Source organism: Okeania sp. KiyG1 (genome assembly GCF_014132355.1).
Classification (GTDB): domain Bacteria; phylum Cyanobacteriota; class Cyanobacteriia; order Cyanobacteriales; family Microcoleaceae; genus Okeania.
The window spans coordinates 1-19,605 of the sequence record NZ_BLZO01000115.1; the positions used below are offsets into that span (position 1 = coordinate 1).

Here is a 19,605-nt window from a genome sequence, read left to right on the forward strand (position 1 = left end):
AGGGAATAGGAAAAAAGTATTCTTACACATCAAAGATCGCCAAATCAAACTAGAGATAGATTTGATATAAAACTTCAATTATTATATGGAAAAATATTTCAATAATTAATAATTAATAATTAACAATTACCTCTTCTTTTCAAGGATAGGATTGACTAATCATGAAAATTTTTATTTATTATCCCCTTATACCAATTTGAAAAAGAATACTATACTTAAGTTGTACTTCAATTATTAAGTAATTAATACAGGCTGAATAACTTTTTTAATAATTATTAGCTAGTTATTGTTAATTATTCTTATTTTTACTTCTTCCTGTAGGGACGTTGTATGCAACGTCCCTACCCACTCCCTACTCCCCGCAATGTGAAAATGTAGCAAAAATTTATCAAATTGGTATTAAAAAGGGAGACTTTAAACCACAATTTTTCGGTAAAGACAAATAAAATAAATCAGAAAAAATGCAAAATAATCCCTATAGTTGGATAGATAAATCCCTATTAACAATACATAAAGCTAACTGGTATCGTTCAGTCAAAACTATCGAAAGTCTTCCCGGCGCAACTATAAAACTAGAAGGAAAAAAATTCATCAATTTTGCCAGTAATGATTATTTAGGATTAGCAGGAGACCCACGTTTAATTGAGGCAGCTATTCAAGCAACAAAAGAATTTGGTACAGGTAGCACTGGTTCTCGTTTATTAACAGGTCATCGAGAAATACATCAAGAATTAGAACTTGAAATAGCCAAATTAAAACAAACAGAAACAGCATTAGTTTTTAGCTCAGGATATTTAGCAAATATAGGTGTAATATCTTCAGTCATCAGTAAACGTGACCTAATTTTATCAGACAAATATAATCATTCTAGTCTCAAAAATGGAGCTATTCTTAGTGGAGCAGAGATTCTTGAATATAGCCACAATAATATTGAAGAATTAACAAATAAACTAGAACAATATCGAGAAAAATATCGTCGCAGCTTAATAATTACAGATAGTGTTTTTAGTATGGATGGCGATTTATGTAAACTGCCATTATTATTAGATTTAGCAGAAAAATATAACAGTATGTTATTAGTAGATGAAGCTCATGCCACAGGAGTATTTGGCATTAATGGAGCAGGTTGTGTCGAACATTTTAACTGTACAGGAAAAGAATTAATTCAAATTGGAACCCTCAGCAAAGCATTAGGAAGTTTAGGAGGCTATGTTGCTGGGTCAAAAAAATTAATTGAATTTCTCAGAAATAGAACACCCAGTTGGATATATACAACTGGTTTAACTCCCGCAGATACTGCTGCTGCTTTAACAGCTATAAAAATCATCAAAAAAGAACCAGAACGTCGTCTCAAATTATGGCAAAATCTAGAGACTTTAATGAATTTATTAGAAACAGAAAATAAACAGTTAGGTGCAGAGAAAAAAAACGTAAATTATCAATCGCCAATTATCTGCTTTCCCCTCAAAAATGCAGCCGAAGCATTAACAATAGGAGAAAAATTAAAACAAGCAGGAATATTTGCTCCGGCCATTCGTCCACCTACTGTTAATACCAGTCGGATTCGCATTTCATTAATGGCCACCCATGAAACAAATCATATTCAGCAATTAGTAGCAGCATTAGAAGAAGTCAGAAGTTAGAAGTTAGATTTGATCGACTAAAAACTTTTATAAGACGATAGTTTCGGGCAATTATACCAATTTGAAAAAAGAATGTTACGAATAGTAAGAGCGATAAAAATAATTTATAGTAGATTTCTCTTTGAGAGAAAAAGATAATTTAAGCCCTAAAAAATGGTATTAAAGCTATTCCCATACGACTCCTGACTCCTGACTTCCCCTCCTGGGAGGGGTTAGGGGTGGGTTGACTCCTAAGAAATACCTAGATATTTGTAGCAAACATTTATCAATTTGGTATTATTTGACATTTAAAATTGGAAACTATTTGTGATACCAATTTGAAAAAAATGTTACGAATAATAAGTGCGTTCTAAATACTTTACAGAAAATATCCCTTTGACAAAAAAGAGAATTTACTAGCTCAAAACTGGTATTTAAACCATTCCCATACGACTCCTGACTCCTGACTCCTGACTTCTAAGAAATATCCTAGCTATTTGTAGCAAACATTTATCAATTTGGTATTATTTGACATTTAAAATTGGAAACTATTTGTGATACCAATTTGAAAAAAAAATGTTACGAATAATAAGTGCGTTCTAAATACTTTACAGCCCACATTCCGCACTTCAAGAGTGTATCATTAAAAGTAGTATATAAATCCGTAGCTTGGTAGGTATTTATACTATACAAATCATCTCAATTACTTTTTTCGTTCATCCAATTCCGAGTAAATAATGAAGCATAAATACTTGCTTGATTGATGACTCAATCACGGCAGCTATGATTTTCTTCTAAAATTCTGTCTCCTGTCTTCCCCTCCTGGGAGGGGTTAGGGGTGGGTTGTCTCCTGACTCCTGATTCTATACTACAATTTGTTGTGCGAAATGTAGGTTACAGAAAATATCCCTTTGACAAAAAAGAGAATTTACTAGCTCAAAACTGGTATTTAAACCATTCCCATACGACTCCTGACTCCTGACTCCTAACTTCTCAGAAATATCCTAGCTATTTGTAGCAAAAATTTATCAATTTAGTATTACACAACACGCACCTTTTATATACTAAAAATTATCTCCATCACTCAGAAAATTCGTAATTTCTTCTACTACTATATCCGGCATTTGCTCCGGTAAATTATCTCCACCAGAATTAATTAAATGAAGTTTCGCTATCGGCAATAAATCCGCATAAAACTTACTCATACATAAAGCAAGATCGGTATCTTTATAACCTTGTAAAATCAACGTTTTTACTTTCAGAAACGCCAAATCTTCTTTCAATAACTCAGCTTGAACTTCCGCCCATTTAGGTCTAAATAAAATTTTCGTTCCCGTGGAATAAAGCAATGATTTTTGTCTAAATTGTAGAATTTTCTTAATTTTTTGTGAGCGCCTAATAACCTAACAAAAGGATATATTAATTGTAAAGCCCAACACAAAAAAGAAGGTTTTTGAGTTAAGCATCTAAAGAACCGCCAACGAGCTTTAACAGCAGCAAGATTAATTCCTTCAGGAGATATTAATATCGTGCCCAATACTTGTTCAGAATATTTGAGAGCATAACTAGCAGCTATCCAACCCCCTAAAGAATGACCAACTAAATATACCTTCTCCAATTTCAAAGTAGCTATATATTCAGCCAAAGATTCTACTATTTGATTAATAGAATAATGAGTAGCAGAAAATTCTGACTCACTAAACCCTGGTAAGTCTGGTGCAAAACAATGGTAATGTAGACTCAATCGCTCCATAACTGGTAACCATTGATTACTATCATGCCAAGAACCATGCAGAAAAACTACATTATTTGAATTACCACCAATTTCACGCCAAAACAATACCCCACCAGACAACTTGACACGAGAATTACGCCATAAAAAGTGCATAACTATGGAATTATAAAAATTAACAGATATTTCACCCAAATTTATCTATTCAAGTGAAAATACCTTCAAATAATTCTTTTCTATTGTGAGACGATCAAATCACGAAATTAATCTAAAATTGTCAAACCACTAAAATAATCCTTTAATTGTCGTTCGTAGTCGTAGCCAAGATTATCCGGTATAGATGTAACTTCAAAAGCTTGAACACCAGTAATTTCCACAGCATCTTGAACATTCAGCTCTCCCCGAACATCAGCCTCAACCAAAATATTAATAGAATGTAGCCTAGGGTCTCGATCTGGTGCAGAATATACTCCCACTAATCTACGAACTTTGACTAACTCTAATCCTGTTTCTTCAAGTAACTCCCTTTTCACAGTAGTTGTAACATTTTGACCCCATTCCACCATACCTCCTGGTAGAGCATATTGATTATTGTCACGGCGACGAACTAAAACTATCCGGCCATCAGGCAAAATGGGGACTATATTAACACCTGTCACAGGATGGCGAAAAATTAAGCCAATTACAGTTTGTCCAACTTTCCATAATTGACCTATGAGCTTAGGAATCACAACTAAAATATAAAGCACTTTCAATAATTATTTTTGTAGTTTTTTTTGATTTAGGAGCAAACACAAAGTTAGTTTACAGGCTGATATTGCAAATTTTTTTACCTAATAAGGTACAATTTTTACTAAGCAGCTAGTTTATTTGACCAAAATCCCAAAGGTTTATTTTCTTTAATGGTTGATACTTGTTTGTTATACCAACAATTCATTGATTTGAGATATTTACCATCTACAACCCGCGCTCCTACCCACATTCAATACACAGGTCAACCAATTATTTACGCCATGGTCAATTCCTAATACATTTTCTTGATTTAATTGAGGTTTAAATACTACTTCTTTTATAGACAAATTCCCAATAAAAACATCTGTTCTTCGGTAATATTCTCAGTTCTTTAACAGATAAAAAATCGAGATTACTTGGCATGGGAATCAATAAGCTATCGATACAAAACCAGCGTTTACAGGTATTACCTAGTGGAACTATGATTCGATAGCCTTTTAGTTTTAATGCTTGAGAAGGATAACTAACTGTAGCCATTCCCCCTTTTTTTATGTAGTTAGGAATCCTTAGTTTGTCTGAGATTTTTCCTTCACTGTAGGCAATAATGAGACCATAATAAGACCTAAATGATTCAGCTACAGTTCTCAATATTTGTTGTGCTGCTTGTGAATATAAAACCTTGTAATGATAGTTGTGTTTGTAGACCTTTTCCAAGTCATACTTGCTAATGCCTTTTTGAGATTTAAAATATAGTTGCCTGGCATAATATATTCCCATGTTAGCTAGCTTGTGAGACTGTTCACATAAGAATGTTAAGATAGCAATTAATTCAGGATTTTTATTTACTAAAACTTGCTGACAAGAGTACATTGGAAACGGGCGGACCGAAAAGTTATTGTCGATAATACTAACAGAGAACAACTAAAGTTGTCTAGTCTCAACGATTCCCTTGTTTTCATGTCCCGGTTCAAACACGGGGAGCTTCAACGTTGCTTTTCGGTAAAATAAAATACTTCGGATTAAAATCCGACTCCTCGCCTTTGATCCATCGCTTAAAAGACGATGGCTTTCATGCTCCCGTGTTATTTCGGTAAATTGCACTTAAATCAATTTGTCAATTCCCATCAAAGGAAAATATCAATAAATGCTCAACGGTCTGCTCTTAGTGCCATTAATAGGTGCAGCTATCATTGGTTTTTGGCCAAGCACTATCTCGCCAAAACTAGCCAGGCAACTAGCTCTAGTTGTGGCCATAATTAGTTTAGTATGGTCCTTAGTCCTACTGACTGAATTCAACCCACAAGATCCAAATATACAGTTCGTCGTCTTATTTCCCTGGATAGACTCCCTAGGTTTAAGCTACTCCCTGGGTATGGACGGTTTATCCCTGCCATTAGTAGTATTAAATGGTCTGTTAATTGCTATTGCTATTTATGCCACAGACAAATCAATCAAAAGACCCCGTTTTTATTACTCTCTAATATTGTTGCTAGCACTCAGCTTATTTGGAGCTTTTCTCGCTCAAGACTTACTACTATTTTTCCTCTTCTATGAACTAGAGCTAATTCCTCTATACCTATTAATAGCAATTTGGGGAGGACCAAGACGGGGTTACGCATCCACAAAATTTCTGATTTACACAGCAATTTCAGGAATTTTAATCCTAGCTGGGTTCCTGGGAGTAGCGTGGTTAAGTGGCTCATCTAATTTCGCTTACGACCAAGTAGTTGCCCATACCCTACCTTTAGGAACTCAACTATTATTATTAGGAACAATAGTCATTGGGTTTGGCATTAAAATTCCTCTAGTTCCCTTCCATACATGGCTACCCGATGCTCACGTTGAAGCTTCCACACCTATCTCTGTACTTTTAGCAGGAGTGATGTTGAAATTAGGGACTTATGGTTTACTGAGATTTGGATTAAATATGTTCTCAGAAGCTTGGGTATATATTTCTCCATGGTTAGCAATATGGGCAGTAGTTAGTGTACTTTATGGTTCATTTAATGCGATCGCCCAAAAAGACATGAAAAAAATGGTAGCATATAGTTCCGTTGGTCACATGGGTTACATTTTATTAGCAAGTGCAGCAGCAACTCCCCTCAGCATTTTGGGAACAGTATTTCAAATGATTAGTCACGGTCTAATTTCAGCCCTACTATTTTTATTAGTGGGAGTAGTTTACAAAAAAGCTGGCACTCGTGACATAGATGTATTGCGTGGTTTGTTAAACCCAGAACAAGGTTTACCATTGATTGGTAGTTTGATGATTTTAGGAGTAATGGCAAGTGCTGGTATTCCAGGAATGGTTGGATTTATTTCCGAATTTTTAGTGTTTAGAGGCAGTTTCAATGTGTTTACAGTTCCTACTCTTCTGTGTATGATCGGAACAGGATTAACATCAGCCTATTTTTTGCTGTTAGCGAACCGAGTATTTTTTGGTAGGTTATCTGAAACAGTTGTGAATTTGCCTCCCGTACAATTGTCAGATAGAATACCATCTATTATTTTAGCACTTCTAATCGTCATTTTAGGAATACAACCAAACTGGATGTTGCGTTGGACTGAAACTGAAGCAAATGCTATGAGCGCAGGTCAACATAAGTTGTCACAGGTAGTTAAAAAGTCAGCGATCGCTCCTTTACCTGTACTCGTTAATTATTCTGAATAAGAAGAATTTAGAGAATAATTTTCTACTCAGAATTATTTGTCTTTTGCAGTTATATCATGTGTGGATAATAGCACCATAGAAAAAAAACTTTCGGAAAGCTGACGCATAGCTGACGAATGGCGTCCGTACAGGAGTCAGGAGGAGAAAGAATTACAAAGATGAGCATAGTTATGACGATTGAAGAATTTTTTTATGTCCAATTAAACGGATTTGATATCATTATATAGAATCCGGTTATATAGTATATGTTGATAATTCTATAATTACTTAAATATTTAATCTCCCCCACTCCCCTCTTCCCCTCCACGGTCGGGGTTAGGGGTGGGTCCCCTACTCCCAACTATACAATAACTATTCAACCGGATTCTATATTACTTGCTCCCGAACAACCCGTAAACGAAATAATCTGTAGGGACGCCCTTCTGCAACGTCCCTACTATTTCCTATTCCTACAGCCATGAAAATCATAGCTAATACCAAGCGTGATAAATGTTTGTTACAAATGGTAGGGATGTTGCATAGTCCGTACGAAAGAAGGAAGAAGGAAGAAGGAAGAGGGGAAAAATATTTTAAAAAAGGGAAAAACAATAGATATAAATATCTAAAATGAATTGGATAAGCTATTTTTAAGCATATTCGATAAAACTATACCCTTTTGTAGCATTCTTTTTTCAAAGTGGTATAGATTCACCAACGCTAATCATTGAAATTTTGCATAAGGATAGCATTCTTTTTGATAAATGGTATAAATGAAATATCAAATTTCGGACAAAAATTTATGACCAAAATTTTCAAATCTAATACTCATCCACTTTCAGTCTATATTAATCGTTTAAAATCTGGTCAAGCCCTACTAAAAGATACACCAGAAAACGTCTTAGAAGTTGTCGGAATTTTGAAAAGCTATGGCATTGTATTAGATGCCTATTCCAAGAATCTAATTTATATTGCCGAACATCAATTTTTAGAAATTTTTCCCTTTTTTAAATACTTCAACGGCAAAATTTCATTAGGTAAATTACTCAAGTTTTGGTGGCATGACCGAATTAATTATGAGTATGCAGAATATTGCATGAGAGGAATGTTATGGCATGGGGGTGGAGGTCTCGATAAATATTTAGATTCACCAGAATTTAAACAACTAGCAAAAGCAGTAATAGATGCCAAAATTATAGGAAATTTTATCTTAATGCCACTCAATCAATTATTTCCAGAATTTTTACCAGACCTGGTACGTCAACAAGTTTATTACAGTGCTTTAGGTCAATTTTGGCGGGTAATGAGCGACATATTTATGACCTTATCTGATAAATATGACCAGGGAAAAATAACATCTATTCCTCAAGTAGTAGATCATATTTTATCAGGTTTAGTAGCAGCAGCAAATTTACCAATTACATACACTGTAAATGTAAAAGGTAAGCATTATGAAATAATTCCTAAATCAGTAGGTTTAACCTTTTTAACCGATACAGCAGTTCCCTATGTAGAAGCAATTTTCTTCCGAGGTACACCATTTTTAGGGACAGTTTCATACAATGCTCAAGCTCAACAAATAGACCACGAACAAAGTCGATTTACTTATGGTGCTTTATATGCAGATCCATTACCTATTGGAGGAGCTGGAATTCCACCCACATTACTAATGCAAGATATGCGACATTTTTTACCAGATTATCTTCTAGAAGTTTACCAAAAAACTAACCGAGGTACAGATAATTTACGAGTCAAAATTTGTCAGACTTTTCAAAAGTCAATGTTTTGTGTAACAACAGCAGCACTTTTAGGATTAGCCCCTCATCCTTTAGATACAGAAAATCCAGAGGAACAAGCAGAAAATCAAGCCTATTTAGAAGCTTGGATGGATCGATTTTTAACATCACAATTACAAGTTGTTAATAATTAGGGTTTGCGCTCAAAAGTCTTTTGGCTGGGGTAGGAGACAGGAGACAACCCACCCCTGACCCCTCCTGGGAGGGGAAGACAGGAGACAACCCACCCCTAACCCCTCCTGGGAGGGGAGAAAAGGGTCGGGAGCGAGGAGGTAGGAGCTAAGTTTTGTAAGAATGATTTTTCTGCCCAACTATGAGCCTAAAATACTGACTTTTTGAGCGTTTTAGACTGAAAAATTTGCACTTTTTAAAAGCCCCAAAAAAGCACTTATCTTTAATATGTCAATGCTTTTAGATTTAATCAGCAAGTCCTAATTAGCGATCGCCTATATTTTTATTAACTTTAACGATTAATTGTTCATTGTTTGAGGTTGAAAAACAATGAGCATATTTTTTGAAGATGTGTAGTTAACATGGTTGAAAACCACTATAAATACTGAACAGCTTAAGAGTCAATAATTTTAGGTCTTTCCTACAGCCCTTACAGGCAGTATAATCATAAAGAGAATTAGAACGCTCGGATTTATCGGGAACCTTAGCCAGCGGATTTGATATCTATATTAGGTATCAAATTATTCACATTTTTTAATACAAAAAATATAAATAATATCAATATCCAATAGAATACGGCTACACAGACTTTTTTTAAAGTGCTATATTTAGCTTATAATTTTTTATAAAAAATTCTGATGAATAAAATAATACCTCAATCTATATTACCTACTATCGGCCGTCAAATTATTAATCAAATATCTAGGTTATTGGGATTACCTACTATAGAGAATTTAGAAGCTCAACTACAGGAAAAAACTGAACAACTAGAGCAAATATATGCACAACAGAAAGCAATATATCGAGTTATTAGCAAGATTAGAGCATCTCTCGACCTAGAAACAATCTTTCAGACAACCACAAAAGAAACTTGTAGACTTTTAGGTGTAGAACGAGTCTCAGTATATCGTTTTAATGAAGAATGGGGGGGTGAATTTGTTGGTGACTTTGAATTTGCTGAAGTTGGTTGGGATGAACTCGAATTTACAGACAACAACACTATCTGGAATGATTGCTATCTTCAAAAGCATCAAGGTGGTCGGTATAGGAGTAATGAAACACTCGTAGTAAAAGATATTTATCAAGTAGGGTTGTCCCAATGCCATATTGAAATATTAGAACAATTTCACATCCGAGCATATGCCACTGCTCCCATTTTTGTCAAACAAAAACTATGGGGTATTCTGGCCGCCTATCAGCATTCCAGGCCCCGTGAGTGGGAAACTGCAGCAGTAAATTTTTTGACTCAAATTGCTGTTCAACTGGGCTTTGCAGTGCAGCAAGCAGAACAACTAGCTGAAGTCGAACAAACAGCCAAAGATTTGCGAGCAGCTAGCCAGCAACAAATGATTTTATTCAACTTAATTTCAGAAATTCGTGAATCTCTCGACCTCGATACCCTATTTAAAACCACTGCCAAAGAAGTTAGAAAAGCTCTAGAGAGCGATCGCGTAGGCATATTTCGCTTCTACCCAGAAAGTAACTACTGCTATGGAGAGTTTGTTTCTGAAAGCGTTTTACCCATTTATGATTCCACGCTTTCGATCAAAGTCAACGATTATTGTTTTGGCGAACAGTATGCCATCTATTATCAACAAGGGCGTATGCAAGTATTGACCGATATTTACAATGCTGGTTTAAAAGACTGTCATATTCAAGTCTTAGAAAAATTTCAGATTAAAGCACAAATTATTATGCCTTTAATCATGGGTTCAAAACTATGGGGATTACTTTGTATTCATCAGTGTGAAAACAGCCGTGAATGGACTGCCGCTGAAATTAGATTTGTCAAACAATTAGCAGCTCAGTTTAGCGTCGCTTTAGAACATTCCCATCTACTGGCTCAAACTCGCTCACAAGCAGATGAGTTAGGCAACACCCTGGATGCACTTAAACAAGCAAATCTCAAGTTAGAACGTCTGGCTCGACTTGATGGTTTAACTCAAGTTCCTAACCGTCGTTACTTCGATGAATTTTTAGACCAAGAATGGCTACGAATGGGAAGACAAAAGCAATTTTTATCTCTAATCATGCTTGATGTAGATTATTTCAAACTGTACAATGATGTTTTCGGTCATCAAGAAGGAGACAAATGCTTGATTAAAATAGCTCATACAGCTCAAGGGGTTTTGAAATGTCCGGCAGACTTGCTAGCTCGTTATGGGGGCGAAGAATTTGCTGTAATTTTATCAAATACTGACCGAATTGGGGCTTGTGAAGTAGCAGCACAAATTCAATCAGCCATTAAGGCTTTAGGTATTCTTCATCCTAGTGGGAAAGAACAAATAGTTACTATCAGTCTTGGTATTGCGACTCAAATTCCTTCATTAGCTCAAACGCTCCATGGATTTATAGGCCAAGCTGATAAAGCTTTATATGAAGCTAAACAACAGGGTAGAGATTGCTGGATACACTTTAGTATGATTTCTCAAGATGCAAAGAGCTTTTAAAGTCACTACAAATTTTCAGACTATGATGCGATCGCAGAAATACCTAAAAGTTGATAAAGTTGGGCGTTGGTGAAAAGAGGTATGATATCAATTTGGAAAAAGAATTTTACAAAACCTAGTTTTAAGCTTTCGACTGCTCTTATTGTAGAATATAGAAAATTGGTCGATGAATGAATTATAACTTCTTTGACATTGCTGAGTGGTAATGATTTTTGAGATTAACAGGAGTTACGTTCAAGACTACATTATATCATGTCCGTTTATATCGTTTGTGTAAACCCAAGGGTGAATATCTACAGGAAATAATGGTTTTTTCTTGCGAGGGTAGCCTTCCTTCCTCTTCCCTCTTCCTTCTTCCCTCTTCCTTCTTCCCTCTTCCTTCTTCCTTACCTTTGCTATACAAGACCGATGCTACCGGACATGATATTATAACACCATTTGTAAAGTTTAAGGGCTTTGTAGGGGTTAACGGCCGTTAACCCCTATGTTATGTGTTGGTTATGAGTAAGTTCCGATGCAGCTCCGACCTTATGAGGCTAACTGATAACTGATAATTGAAATGACCTTTACGATTTTATAGCAGTTGCTATTAATGTATTTGAGCTATTTTTTAACTGGCGTTGGTGAAAAGAGGTATGATATCATGTCCGGAGCAGAGTGCCATAGAACTCTGTTCCGCGCTCCGCGACCAAAAAACTTTCTCCTTCTACTCCTCTTTCTTCTTCTTTCTTTCCTCCTGAGGACTGTACGGGCGATTCGCGTAATTAGGAGCATTCCGGAACGGAAATCGCCCCTACTGACTCCTGAGTCCTGAGTAATTAAGATTAATATCATACACGCGCTTCACCAACGCCTTTTAACTTAAATAGCACTCAGCACTCAGCATTAGGACTTTTTTTTATGTTGAGGAGGAGATGAGCAACCCCTGTTCAACTAGGAGGCGCTTGGGGTTGCCGGGGTATAAAGCCAAGGTCAAAAAGCCAAAAGCTGACATGCTGAAGCGCGAATAGTTAGTTAAATACAGTAATATCATCATCAAACTTCTTCATTCTCAGGACTTACGCACGGGCACTAAATCCAGTGAGGGCGCCATTCGGAGCTTGGCGCTAGCCAATGCCATTCGCCCCTACATATAGCGTTTTCAAGGGAGTTGCATGCGTAAGTCCTGATTCTAATACTATACAATTCAAAAATCGCTATAATACCCGCAGCTACGGACAAAAAATTAAAAATATTGTCCAAATCGACAAATTTATCTGGAATAACTGACAACTATATAGAAAGTTATATGATAGTATGTTCCTCTAGTTATGCTAAAAGTCATTATTGAAGTGTAAATCTGGTGTATGAGTAAATTATACAGGTTAATGATTATTCTATTCGCCAAAAATTATCAGGGGGTAAATACAGAAAGCAAAAACTTATCTAAAGTTCATCAAACTTACTCATAATTATAGCTATCAAACTAAAATGAGTAATTTTGCTCAGTTGTCTATTCATTGAGTCGTTATCAGCTACAATTAGGATATGAAGCTAGTTGAACGTCATGTTATTACCAAATCACATTATTTGTGGTCAGAAATAGACCACAAGGCTTTTTGTCGAAAAATTTATTCAATTTAGCTAACTATTATTATCGCCAACATTTCTTTGAAAACAAAAAGAAACTAAGCTTTAATCAACTGTATCACCAGGTATCTAAAAGTGAAGATTACCAAGCTTTACCTACCAAAGTAAGTAAGCAAATAATCAGAAGATTAGACTCAGCTTGGAGTAGTTATTTTGCGGCTTTAAGAGAGTGGCAAAAACAGTCAAATAAATTTTTAGGGAAACCAAAAATCCCCAAATATAAACATAAAATAAAAGGCCGAAATATTCTGCCCTATCCTCATGAATCAATTTACAAAAAAACCTTAAAAAAAGGAATTTGTCATCTGTCAATGAGTGAAATAAAAATCCACACTTCACAGACAGAAATAATAGAAACCAGAATTATCCCCAAAAGTAGCTGTTACATCATAGAAATAGTATATGAAAAATCGGAGTCAACAACAGAAAATCAACAAATAGCAGGAGTAGATTTAGGAGTAAATAATTTAATAGCTGTAACTACAAATCAAACAGGAACTACACCTCTGTTGATTAAAGGCAGACCATTAAAAGCAATTAACACCTTTTATAATAAACAACGCTCTTATTTACAATCTCAATTAAATAGCCACAATCAAACTAATTCTCATCGGTTAAAAAAATTAACTCACAAACGAAATTGTCGAGTAGAAAACTATCTCCATACAGCAAGTAAAAGGGTAATAGATTGGTGTATCAAGCATGAAATAGGAACCTTAATTATTGGGCAGAATCAGACTTGGAAACAAGAAATAAAATTCGGAAAAAAGAACAATCAACAATTTGTAAATATCCCTCATTATAAGTTAATAGAGATGTTAACATATAAAGCCCAACTAAGAGGAATAAAAGTAATAATTACCGAAGAATCCTATACATCTCAATCAAGCTGTTTAGATGGGGATAATTTACCAAAATATGGAGAAAACAAACCGAAGTTCAGTGGAAAAAGAGTAACAAGAGGACTATATAAAACCAGGGAAAATAAATTATTAAATGCAGATGTAAATGGGTCGTTAAACATTATTAAAAAAGTAATTCCTGATGTTTTTGACCAGGGAATAAAGGGTTTGCCGTTTAACCCTGTAGTGCTTGACCCACTACGAATGACTATACTTTCAGACTTGTGAGTAAGTTTGAGTAAGTTTAGTTGAGCGGTATATCAATACATCTATGCATCTAGATATCTATATCTAGAAGAGTTCAAAAAGTATTAAACTTACATATGAAAAATATATATCCAGGAAATCGTGTGATATTTCTCAAAAGTACCCAGATGGGAAAAAACCTAATGGTACGCTATTTACTTCCAAGTATACTCAGTGTTTTTGTACTTGGAAGTCCTACTGAAGCTGCTACCCTAGAATCTTGGCAGTTTCAAGCAAATCAGAATCGACTATCCTTTACCACTGAAGGAGGTGTTCAGCCAAAAGCACAACTCATAACTAACCCAACTCGCTTAGTTATAGATTTGCCTGGCACAACTTTAGGTGGTATCAGGACTTCTCAAGTTGTCGGTGGGGCAATTAAGGCAGTTAGAGTAGGACAATTTAATTCTCAAACAGCTCGGATTGTGGTAGAATTAAATAATGGCTATACTCTAGATCCAAAACAAGTACAATTTCGGGGTATCTCTCCTAGCGAATGGACTGTACAAATACCCACACCTCAAAAAATTGTCTCTACTTCAGATACTAATCTTACACCCCAGTCTCCATCGGCACCACCTCAAAGTCCCCAGTCTCCACCCCCACTACCTCAAAGTCCTCAGTCTCCACTCCCACTACCTCAAAATTCTCAGTCTCCACCCGCACCACCTCAAAGACCGTCTTTAGTTCCTCGCAGAGTAGAGAGACCGAGTAATCAAAATATACTAAGACCAAGAAACCCTGCTCCTGTTAATCAAGTTGCTACCACTGGTACGCCAACTCTTGTAGAAGATGTCCAAGTAAAGCAAGAGGGATTAGTTCTACAAACGAGCGGTAAATTACCAGAAATAGAACTCAAGCAGAGTGTTGACCGTACCTGGATGACCATTGATATTCTGAATGCTACTCTCACAGCAAAAGATGTCAAGGCAAATCAAAGATTTAACGAATCTGGATTAACAATTACTCAACTTACTCAGCTTTCAACAAAACCTGCAGTAGTTCGTTTGACAGTGAGTCTTCCAGATACCAAAACTCAATGGCAAGCTCGTGCTTATGCGGGTGGAGTAGCAATATGGCCTCAAGGAGAAACACCACCAACAATTAATCAAGCTACTGGTTTTGCAGTTGTTAAGTCAGTAGAGTTGAAAAATGGTACTGACTTAGTCATTACAGGAGATAAACCTCTAAACTACACCAGTGGTTGGGATTCTGAAGAGGATGCTTATGGAATTACTATATATAATGCTAAGGTAGATGACCGATTAAAGTTACCTGGCCGACGGGTTGGCAGTCCTCTACTTTGGGCCAAGATACGTCAAGAAGATCCAGAAACAGTTACTATTCTGGTTAAGCCTGCTACTAATATTAAAATTGCTCAGGTAACTCAGCTTACCCCACAACAGTTATCTTTACCCATGGGTTGGGGTAATATTGGTACTACTCCTCCTGGTTGGCGTCCAGATCCTAGAGACCAATCTTCTAGTTCTAGACCCCCACTATTCCCACGGGGAAACAGTTCATTACCCCAAAATTCTTCTCCTCAGAATAGATTACCTCAAAATTCTTCAGGGAATTTACGTCCGAGACGGTGGCCTTTCCCCTGGCCTCGTCGCAACGACCGCCCTTCCAGTACTAATAATCGAAATCGTCGTTTTCCTCTACCGAATAGATTACCCCAGCGTGATGAACGGTTAATGATAGTTATAGACCCTGGGCACGGAGGACCTACGGATTTAGGTGGAGTGGGTTTTGGTCTGCGAGAGAAGGATATTGTGTTGCCCATGTCATTGGAGATAGCTCAAATCCTGGAGCAGAATAATATACAAGTGGTGATGACTCGTAAGACAGACCGGGATTTAGATTTACCACCACGGGCAGAATTGGCCAATCGGGTAGGTGCCGATTTGTTTGTGAGTATTCATGCTAATGCTATTAGTGCGAGTCGTCCTGATGTGAATGGTTTAGAGACTTTTTATTATCAAAGTGGCCAGGCTCTAGCACAGTATATTCAGAATAGTATGTTGGAAAGTTTCCCCACAATGAATAATCGTGGCGTGAAGCGGGCTCGTTTTTATGTGCTAAGAAAGACTAAGATGCCTGCTGTATTGGTAGAGGTGGGTTTTGTCACTGGTAATTATGATTCTAGGATTCTTGCAGACCCTGTTCAACGTAGTCGTATGGCACAGGCGGTCGCTCGTGGGATACTTAGATATGTTCAAGCTTATTCTCGTTAATTAGGGAGTAGGGAGTAGGGAGTAGGGAAAAATACTAAAGTATAGTAGTAGAGTGGCACGCCTAAAGTGGTGCAATAGTGCAATAGTAGGGGCGGGTTCCGCGTTAAGTTAATGGTATCACCCATGACTGAGTGAACCCGCCCCCGCCCCAATAATCTAATCCACTTCTTGACTCCTGACTCCTGACTCCTGACTCCTTTCTTAACTATTAGCTGTAACCCAAGTTTGCAAAATATTTTCAACTTCTGGAGATACAGCAGTAAAATGTATATAAAATCCACTTCTATCTTCTTTTTCTCCTGTCACCTTGGCATAAATATAATCCATTTTTTCTTGTTGAAGATTTCCATTTAATAGATGAATCTCTAGGTTACTCATTGAATTTACCAAATAATCAGATTTTACTTCAGCACAACTAGCAGATACTTTGACAAAACTGCCGGAGATTAATTTTTTGCTAACTTCCTTTCCATCAACAACTGCAAACTGAATGGGAACTGCTTGTGATAAAGCCACAAATTTTTCTGATATTGCAGGTAAAAACAAATTATATTTTCCGGCAATACCTATTACTTGATAAATAGTTATAGCTTCAGCAAAACCTTTGATTTTTACTGATTTTTGCTCAACTATTTGAACAATAGAAGTGACTGCTTCGAGAGTATTTTTTGAAATCAGAATTTGACCTCCTAATGTATAAGATTCAATGCGAGAAGCTAGATTAATATTACTACCAACAACTCCATATTTAGACCTCTTATTACCACCAATATTACCAACTGCAACTTCTCCAGTATTAATGCCAATTCCCATCTGAACTTCTGGCAAACTTAAATCTTTTAATTTAGCATTAACATCATATATTCCCATCTGCATTGCCACTGCACAAGCAACAGCTCTCTCTGCATCATCATCTTTCTGAGTAGGAGCGCCAAAAATAACTAAAATCGCATCACCAATAAACTCATCAATAGTACCACCATATTCATTAATTATTTCCGTCATTCTTGCTAGATAAATATTCAATATAGAAAAAATTATTTCTGGTTCTGACCTTTCAGATATAGCCGAAAATCCTCTGATATCAGATATCAAAATCGTCACTTTTCGTCGCTGACAATCTAAATTTAATCCATCAGGATTTTCTAATAAATTTGCTACTATTTCATCAGTCAAATAACGACTAAACACCTCACGAATATATCCAGCAGTTTTAGCAATAAAAGCTGTAATGGCGATCGCCGATAACCAAATAGCTAATAATGGCGGTATTATAGGAATCCAGAAACCCCATAAAAAACCATAATAACGAATACAAACTAATCCAGCACTAGCAGCAAATAAACCAATAATAGATTCACCAGAAAATTGAGAAAAACCTCCAGAATATCGCCATTTCCAACTAATACTTGCCCCTAATGTTGACCAAGAAAAAATCCATAGATATTCTAAATATTCCGGCCATATTTTAATAAGATTAATTTCACCAAGAGCAGAACTAATAATCATACTGGTAATATTGGCATGAATTTCTACCCCTGACATTTTTTCAGGAATTCCAATGATTTTGCTACTGTAAGGTGTGAGAAATAAATCATTTTTACTCTCTGCTACTGAGCCAATTAAAATAATCCGACCGCGTACTAATTCAGGTGAAATGTGATTATTTAAAACATCTGTTACTGAAACCTGTTGAAATGTATTTTCTGGGCTGCGATAATTAAGAATAGCTTGATATCCTTCAGCATTAGCCCGTACATAAGCACCATGATTTTTTTCAAAAGGAACAAATACAGCTTTTCCCAACTGTAAATATTCAGAATTAACGACTGAAGGTTTAGGAAAAATATTGAAATTTTCCAGATATATTGTTGCTAATTTCAATCCTAAACTTGGTACTATTTTACCTTCTTGATCTGTCAAATATAAAAAAAATCGTCTAATCTTACTATCCGCATCCATTGGCAGATCGTTAGCTGCAACTTGATTGAATTTATCTAAAATTGGTGAGGGGTTAATGGGAGAATCATTGTGATTACCAACTACCTTTTTAATACCTATTAAATTTGGTGTAGATTCAAATACTTTTACTAATTTTTCATATCCTGGTTCTTCTGGTAAATCTCGATATATATCTAAACCAATTACTGCTGGATGATATTTTTTTAAGTTTTCTATTAAGTTCGCAAGGAGTTCATCGGATAAAATTGTCGTCCCCAATTTTTGTATATCTGATTCAGTCAATCCCACAATTAAAAATCTTCGATCTACAGGTTTTTGGGGACGTAATCTAGTTAATTGATCGAATGCAGCAAACTCAAATATTTGCAAACTACCTGTCAAATTTAGCCCGATTAATAAGACAGTAATACTAGGAACTGTAACTAATACACAGCGCCATTTCCAAGCAAGATTTTTAATTGTTTTCTTCCATTCTTTCACAACAATCTAATACAGGTGCTTGAATAAATTCTTCTTTACCCTGAGAATTAGCTGATTCAAATAATTTTTGCCAGTCATCTATTAACTGAGGATTATCTATATTTAGGCTACGAAGTTCTACTATACTTTCTAAAGCATCATACCAAATTCCTTCGGAAGCATAAACAGTTGGCAGAGTTAGAGGTCTTGCTGTTTTTAACTTTTCAAGTAAATCTATATCAGCTTCGATACGTTCTATAAAACCTTGACTCAAATAATCTGCACTTTCTCCAAGAGGGTCATATTCACACCATATTTGTACTCCCCAAGTGTAGGTTTTTCCAATTTCCAAAGGAGCTGATTTTTCAGCAGGAATCTTAATTTTAATAATTCCTGATTTTTCAGGTAGTTGAAAATCTTCTTGGTATATTTCTTCTTCTGAAATCCATTCTGTCAGAAAAAACCTTGCTTTTTCAGCTTCTTGATAGGGAGGAATGTAGATAAAAAATGTCGGATGTTTAGATAATGTTATTCCAATATTATTTCCTGGTATGAGGAGAGGAACAATTTTTTTTTCAGACAAAAGGCATTGCGGGCCACGGGTTCCTGAAGATGTTGTAGTTGGAGGTGCGCCTCGGTCTGGAGGTACATAAGTTTGAGAAATTCTCCAGTCACTGCTAATATTTCGGAAGTTAGGTATTGCTAAAGCTGTTCTTTGTAGAACTCCAGCAATACTTAAGAACTCCATCACTAAAACAACTGATAAAGCGGTCTTTAATAATAGATATCTCATATAAGTTCTGGGAGTTTCTGAATAAATGTATGATAGTCAAGATTAAGGAGGTTTGAAGAAAGAGTCAGGAGTCAGGAGGGAAAATTGCATGGGAATTCTAACCCCAAACAATTTTGAGTACTGCGGGTGACGGTGGGGTATTAAACCCGCAAAAAAAGGCGTTGCTGAATACTGGGATGATTGAGGCCGAAACGGAGACACGGGGATTATAGTTGATCCTCTCTGAT

The 19,605-nt window shown here is 36.0% G+C and carries 15 protein-coding genes; 7 read left to right on the forward strand and 8 right to left on the reverse strand.

The genetic code is table 11. The features are described 5' to 3' along the window. The first annotated feature begins 461 nt into the window (after nucleotides 1-461). Entirely contained in the window at nucleotides 462-1,643 is a 1,182-nt protein-coding gene (bioF, locus tag SAGCYANO_RS26770) for an 8-amino-7-oxononanoate synthase (protein WP_202222864.1), read from the forward strand. A 1,043-nt stretch (nucleotides 1,644-2,686) separates the two neighbouring features. Here the strand turns inward: bioF and SAGCYANO_RS45705 are convergent. The 5 genes from SAGCYANO_RS45705 to SAGCYANO_RS26785 form a co-directional block, all read right to left on the reverse strand. After that, on the reverse strand, nucleotides 2,687-2,893 hold the full coding sequence (locus SAGCYANO_RS45705) for an alpha/beta fold hydrolase (RefSeq protein ID WP_237396724.1): 207 nt from the start codon (nucleotides 2,891-2,893) through the stop codon (nucleotides 2,687-2,689). Between the two features lie 8 nt (nucleotides 2,894-2,901). Then, nucleotides 2,902-3,549, reverse strand: coding sequence for an alpha/beta fold hydrolase (locus tag SAGCYANO_RS26775; protein WP_237396726.1), 648 nt, complete (start codon nucleotides 3,547-3,549; stop codon nucleotides 2,902-2,904). A gap of 68 nt (nucleotides 3,550-3,617) precedes the next feature. Continuing rightward, nucleotides 3,618-4,070, reverse strand: a complete 453-nt coding sequence (locus SAGCYANO_RS26780; protein ID WP_202222911.1) for an NUDIX domain-containing protein — start codon at nucleotides 4,068-4,070, stop codon at nucleotides 3,618-3,620. A 137-nt stretch (nucleotides 4,071-4,207) separates the two neighbouring features. Then, the gene (locus tag SAGCYANO_RS48100; protein WP_255502719.1) at nucleotides 4,208-4,336 is read right to left on the reverse strand and encodes a hypothetical protein; all 129 of its coding nucleotides are present in this window, start codon (nucleotides 4,334-4,336) and stop codon (nucleotides 4,208-4,210) included. A gap of 71 nt (nucleotides 4,337-4,407) precedes the next feature. After that, on the reverse strand, nucleotides 4,408-4,956 hold the full coding sequence (locus SAGCYANO_RS26785; protein ID WP_202222865.1) for a hypothetical protein: 549 nt from the start codon (nucleotides 4,954-4,956) through the stop codon (nucleotides 4,408-4,410). Between the two features lie 274 nt (nucleotides 4,957-5,230). Here SAGCYANO_RS26785 and SAGCYANO_RS26790 point away from each other — a divergent pair, with 274 nt between their 5' ends. From SAGCYANO_RS26790 to SAGCYANO_RS26805, 4 genes are all read left to right on the forward strand, one after another. Then, nucleotides 5,231-6,757, forward strand: a complete 1,527-nt coding sequence (locus SAGCYANO_RS26790; RefSeq protein WP_202222866.1) for an NADH-quinone oxidoreductase subunit M — start codon at nucleotides 5,231-5,233, stop codon at nucleotides 6,755-6,757. Between the two features lie 457 nt (nucleotides 6,758-7,214). Further along, a complete protein-coding gene (locus tag SAGCYANO_RS26795) occupies nucleotides 7,215-7,367 on the forward strand; it encodes a hypothetical protein (protein ID WP_202222867.1) in 153 nt (50 codons plus the stop codon). Between the two features lie 168 nt (nucleotides 7,368-7,535). Then, a complete protein-coding gene (locus tag SAGCYANO_RS26800) occupies nucleotides 7,536-8,663 on the forward strand; it encodes a CO2 hydration protein (RefSeq protein ID WP_202222868.1) in 1,128 nt (375 codons plus the stop codon). A 675-nt stretch (nucleotides 8,664-9,338) separates the two neighbouring features. Beyond that, nucleotides 9,339-11,150: a diguanylate cyclase domain-containing protein gene (locus SAGCYANO_RS26805; RefSeq protein ID WP_202222869.1), complete on the forward strand. Its 1,812-nt coding sequence runs from the start codon at nucleotides 9,339-9,341 to the stop codon at nucleotides 11,148-11,150. A gap of 250 nt (nucleotides 11,151-11,400) precedes the next feature. Here SAGCYANO_RS26805 and SAGCYANO_RS26810 read toward each other — a convergent pair whose 3' ends face one another. Then, nucleotides 11,401-11,553, reverse strand: coding sequence for a hypothetical protein (locus tag SAGCYANO_RS26810; RefSeq protein WP_202222870.1), 153 nt, complete (start codon nucleotides 11,551-11,553; stop codon nucleotides 11,401-11,403). Nucleotides 11,554-12,721: 1,168 nt separating this feature from the next. Here SAGCYANO_RS26810 and SAGCYANO_RS26815 point away from each other — a divergent pair. Together SAGCYANO_RS26815 and SAGCYANO_RS26820 are read left to right on the forward strand one after the other, a co-directional pair. Then, on the forward strand, nucleotides 12,722-13,909 hold the full coding sequence (locus SAGCYANO_RS26815; protein ID WP_237396727.1) for a transposase: 1,188 nt from the start codon (nucleotides 12,722-12,724) through the stop codon (nucleotides 13,907-13,909). A gap of 161 nt (nucleotides 13,910-14,070) precedes the next feature. After that, on the forward strand, nucleotides 14,071-16,164 hold the full coding sequence (locus SAGCYANO_RS26820) for an N-acetylmuramoyl-L-alanine amidase (protein WP_237396729.1): 2,094 nt from the start codon (nucleotides 14,071-14,073) through the stop codon (nucleotides 16,162-16,164). Nucleotides 16,165-16,365: 201 nt separating this feature from the next. Here SAGCYANO_RS26820 and SAGCYANO_RS26825 read toward each other — a convergent pair whose 3' ends face one another. Together SAGCYANO_RS26825 and SAGCYANO_RS26830 are read right to left on the reverse strand one after the other, a co-directional pair. Continuing rightward, nucleotides 16,366-18,606: a CHASE2 domain-containing protein gene (locus SAGCYANO_RS26825; protein WP_202222872.1), complete on the reverse strand. Its 2,241-nt coding sequence runs from the start codon at nucleotides 18,604-18,606 to the stop codon at nucleotides 16,366-16,368. Beyond that, entirely contained in the window at nucleotides 18,581-19,378 is a 798-nt protein-coding gene (locus tag SAGCYANO_RS26830; protein WP_202222873.1) for a DUF928 domain-containing protein, read from the reverse strand. Before SAGCYANO_RS26830 ends, SAGCYANO_RS26825 begins: the two co-directional genes overlap by 26 nt. Nucleotides 19,379-19,605: the final 227 nt, after the last annotated feature.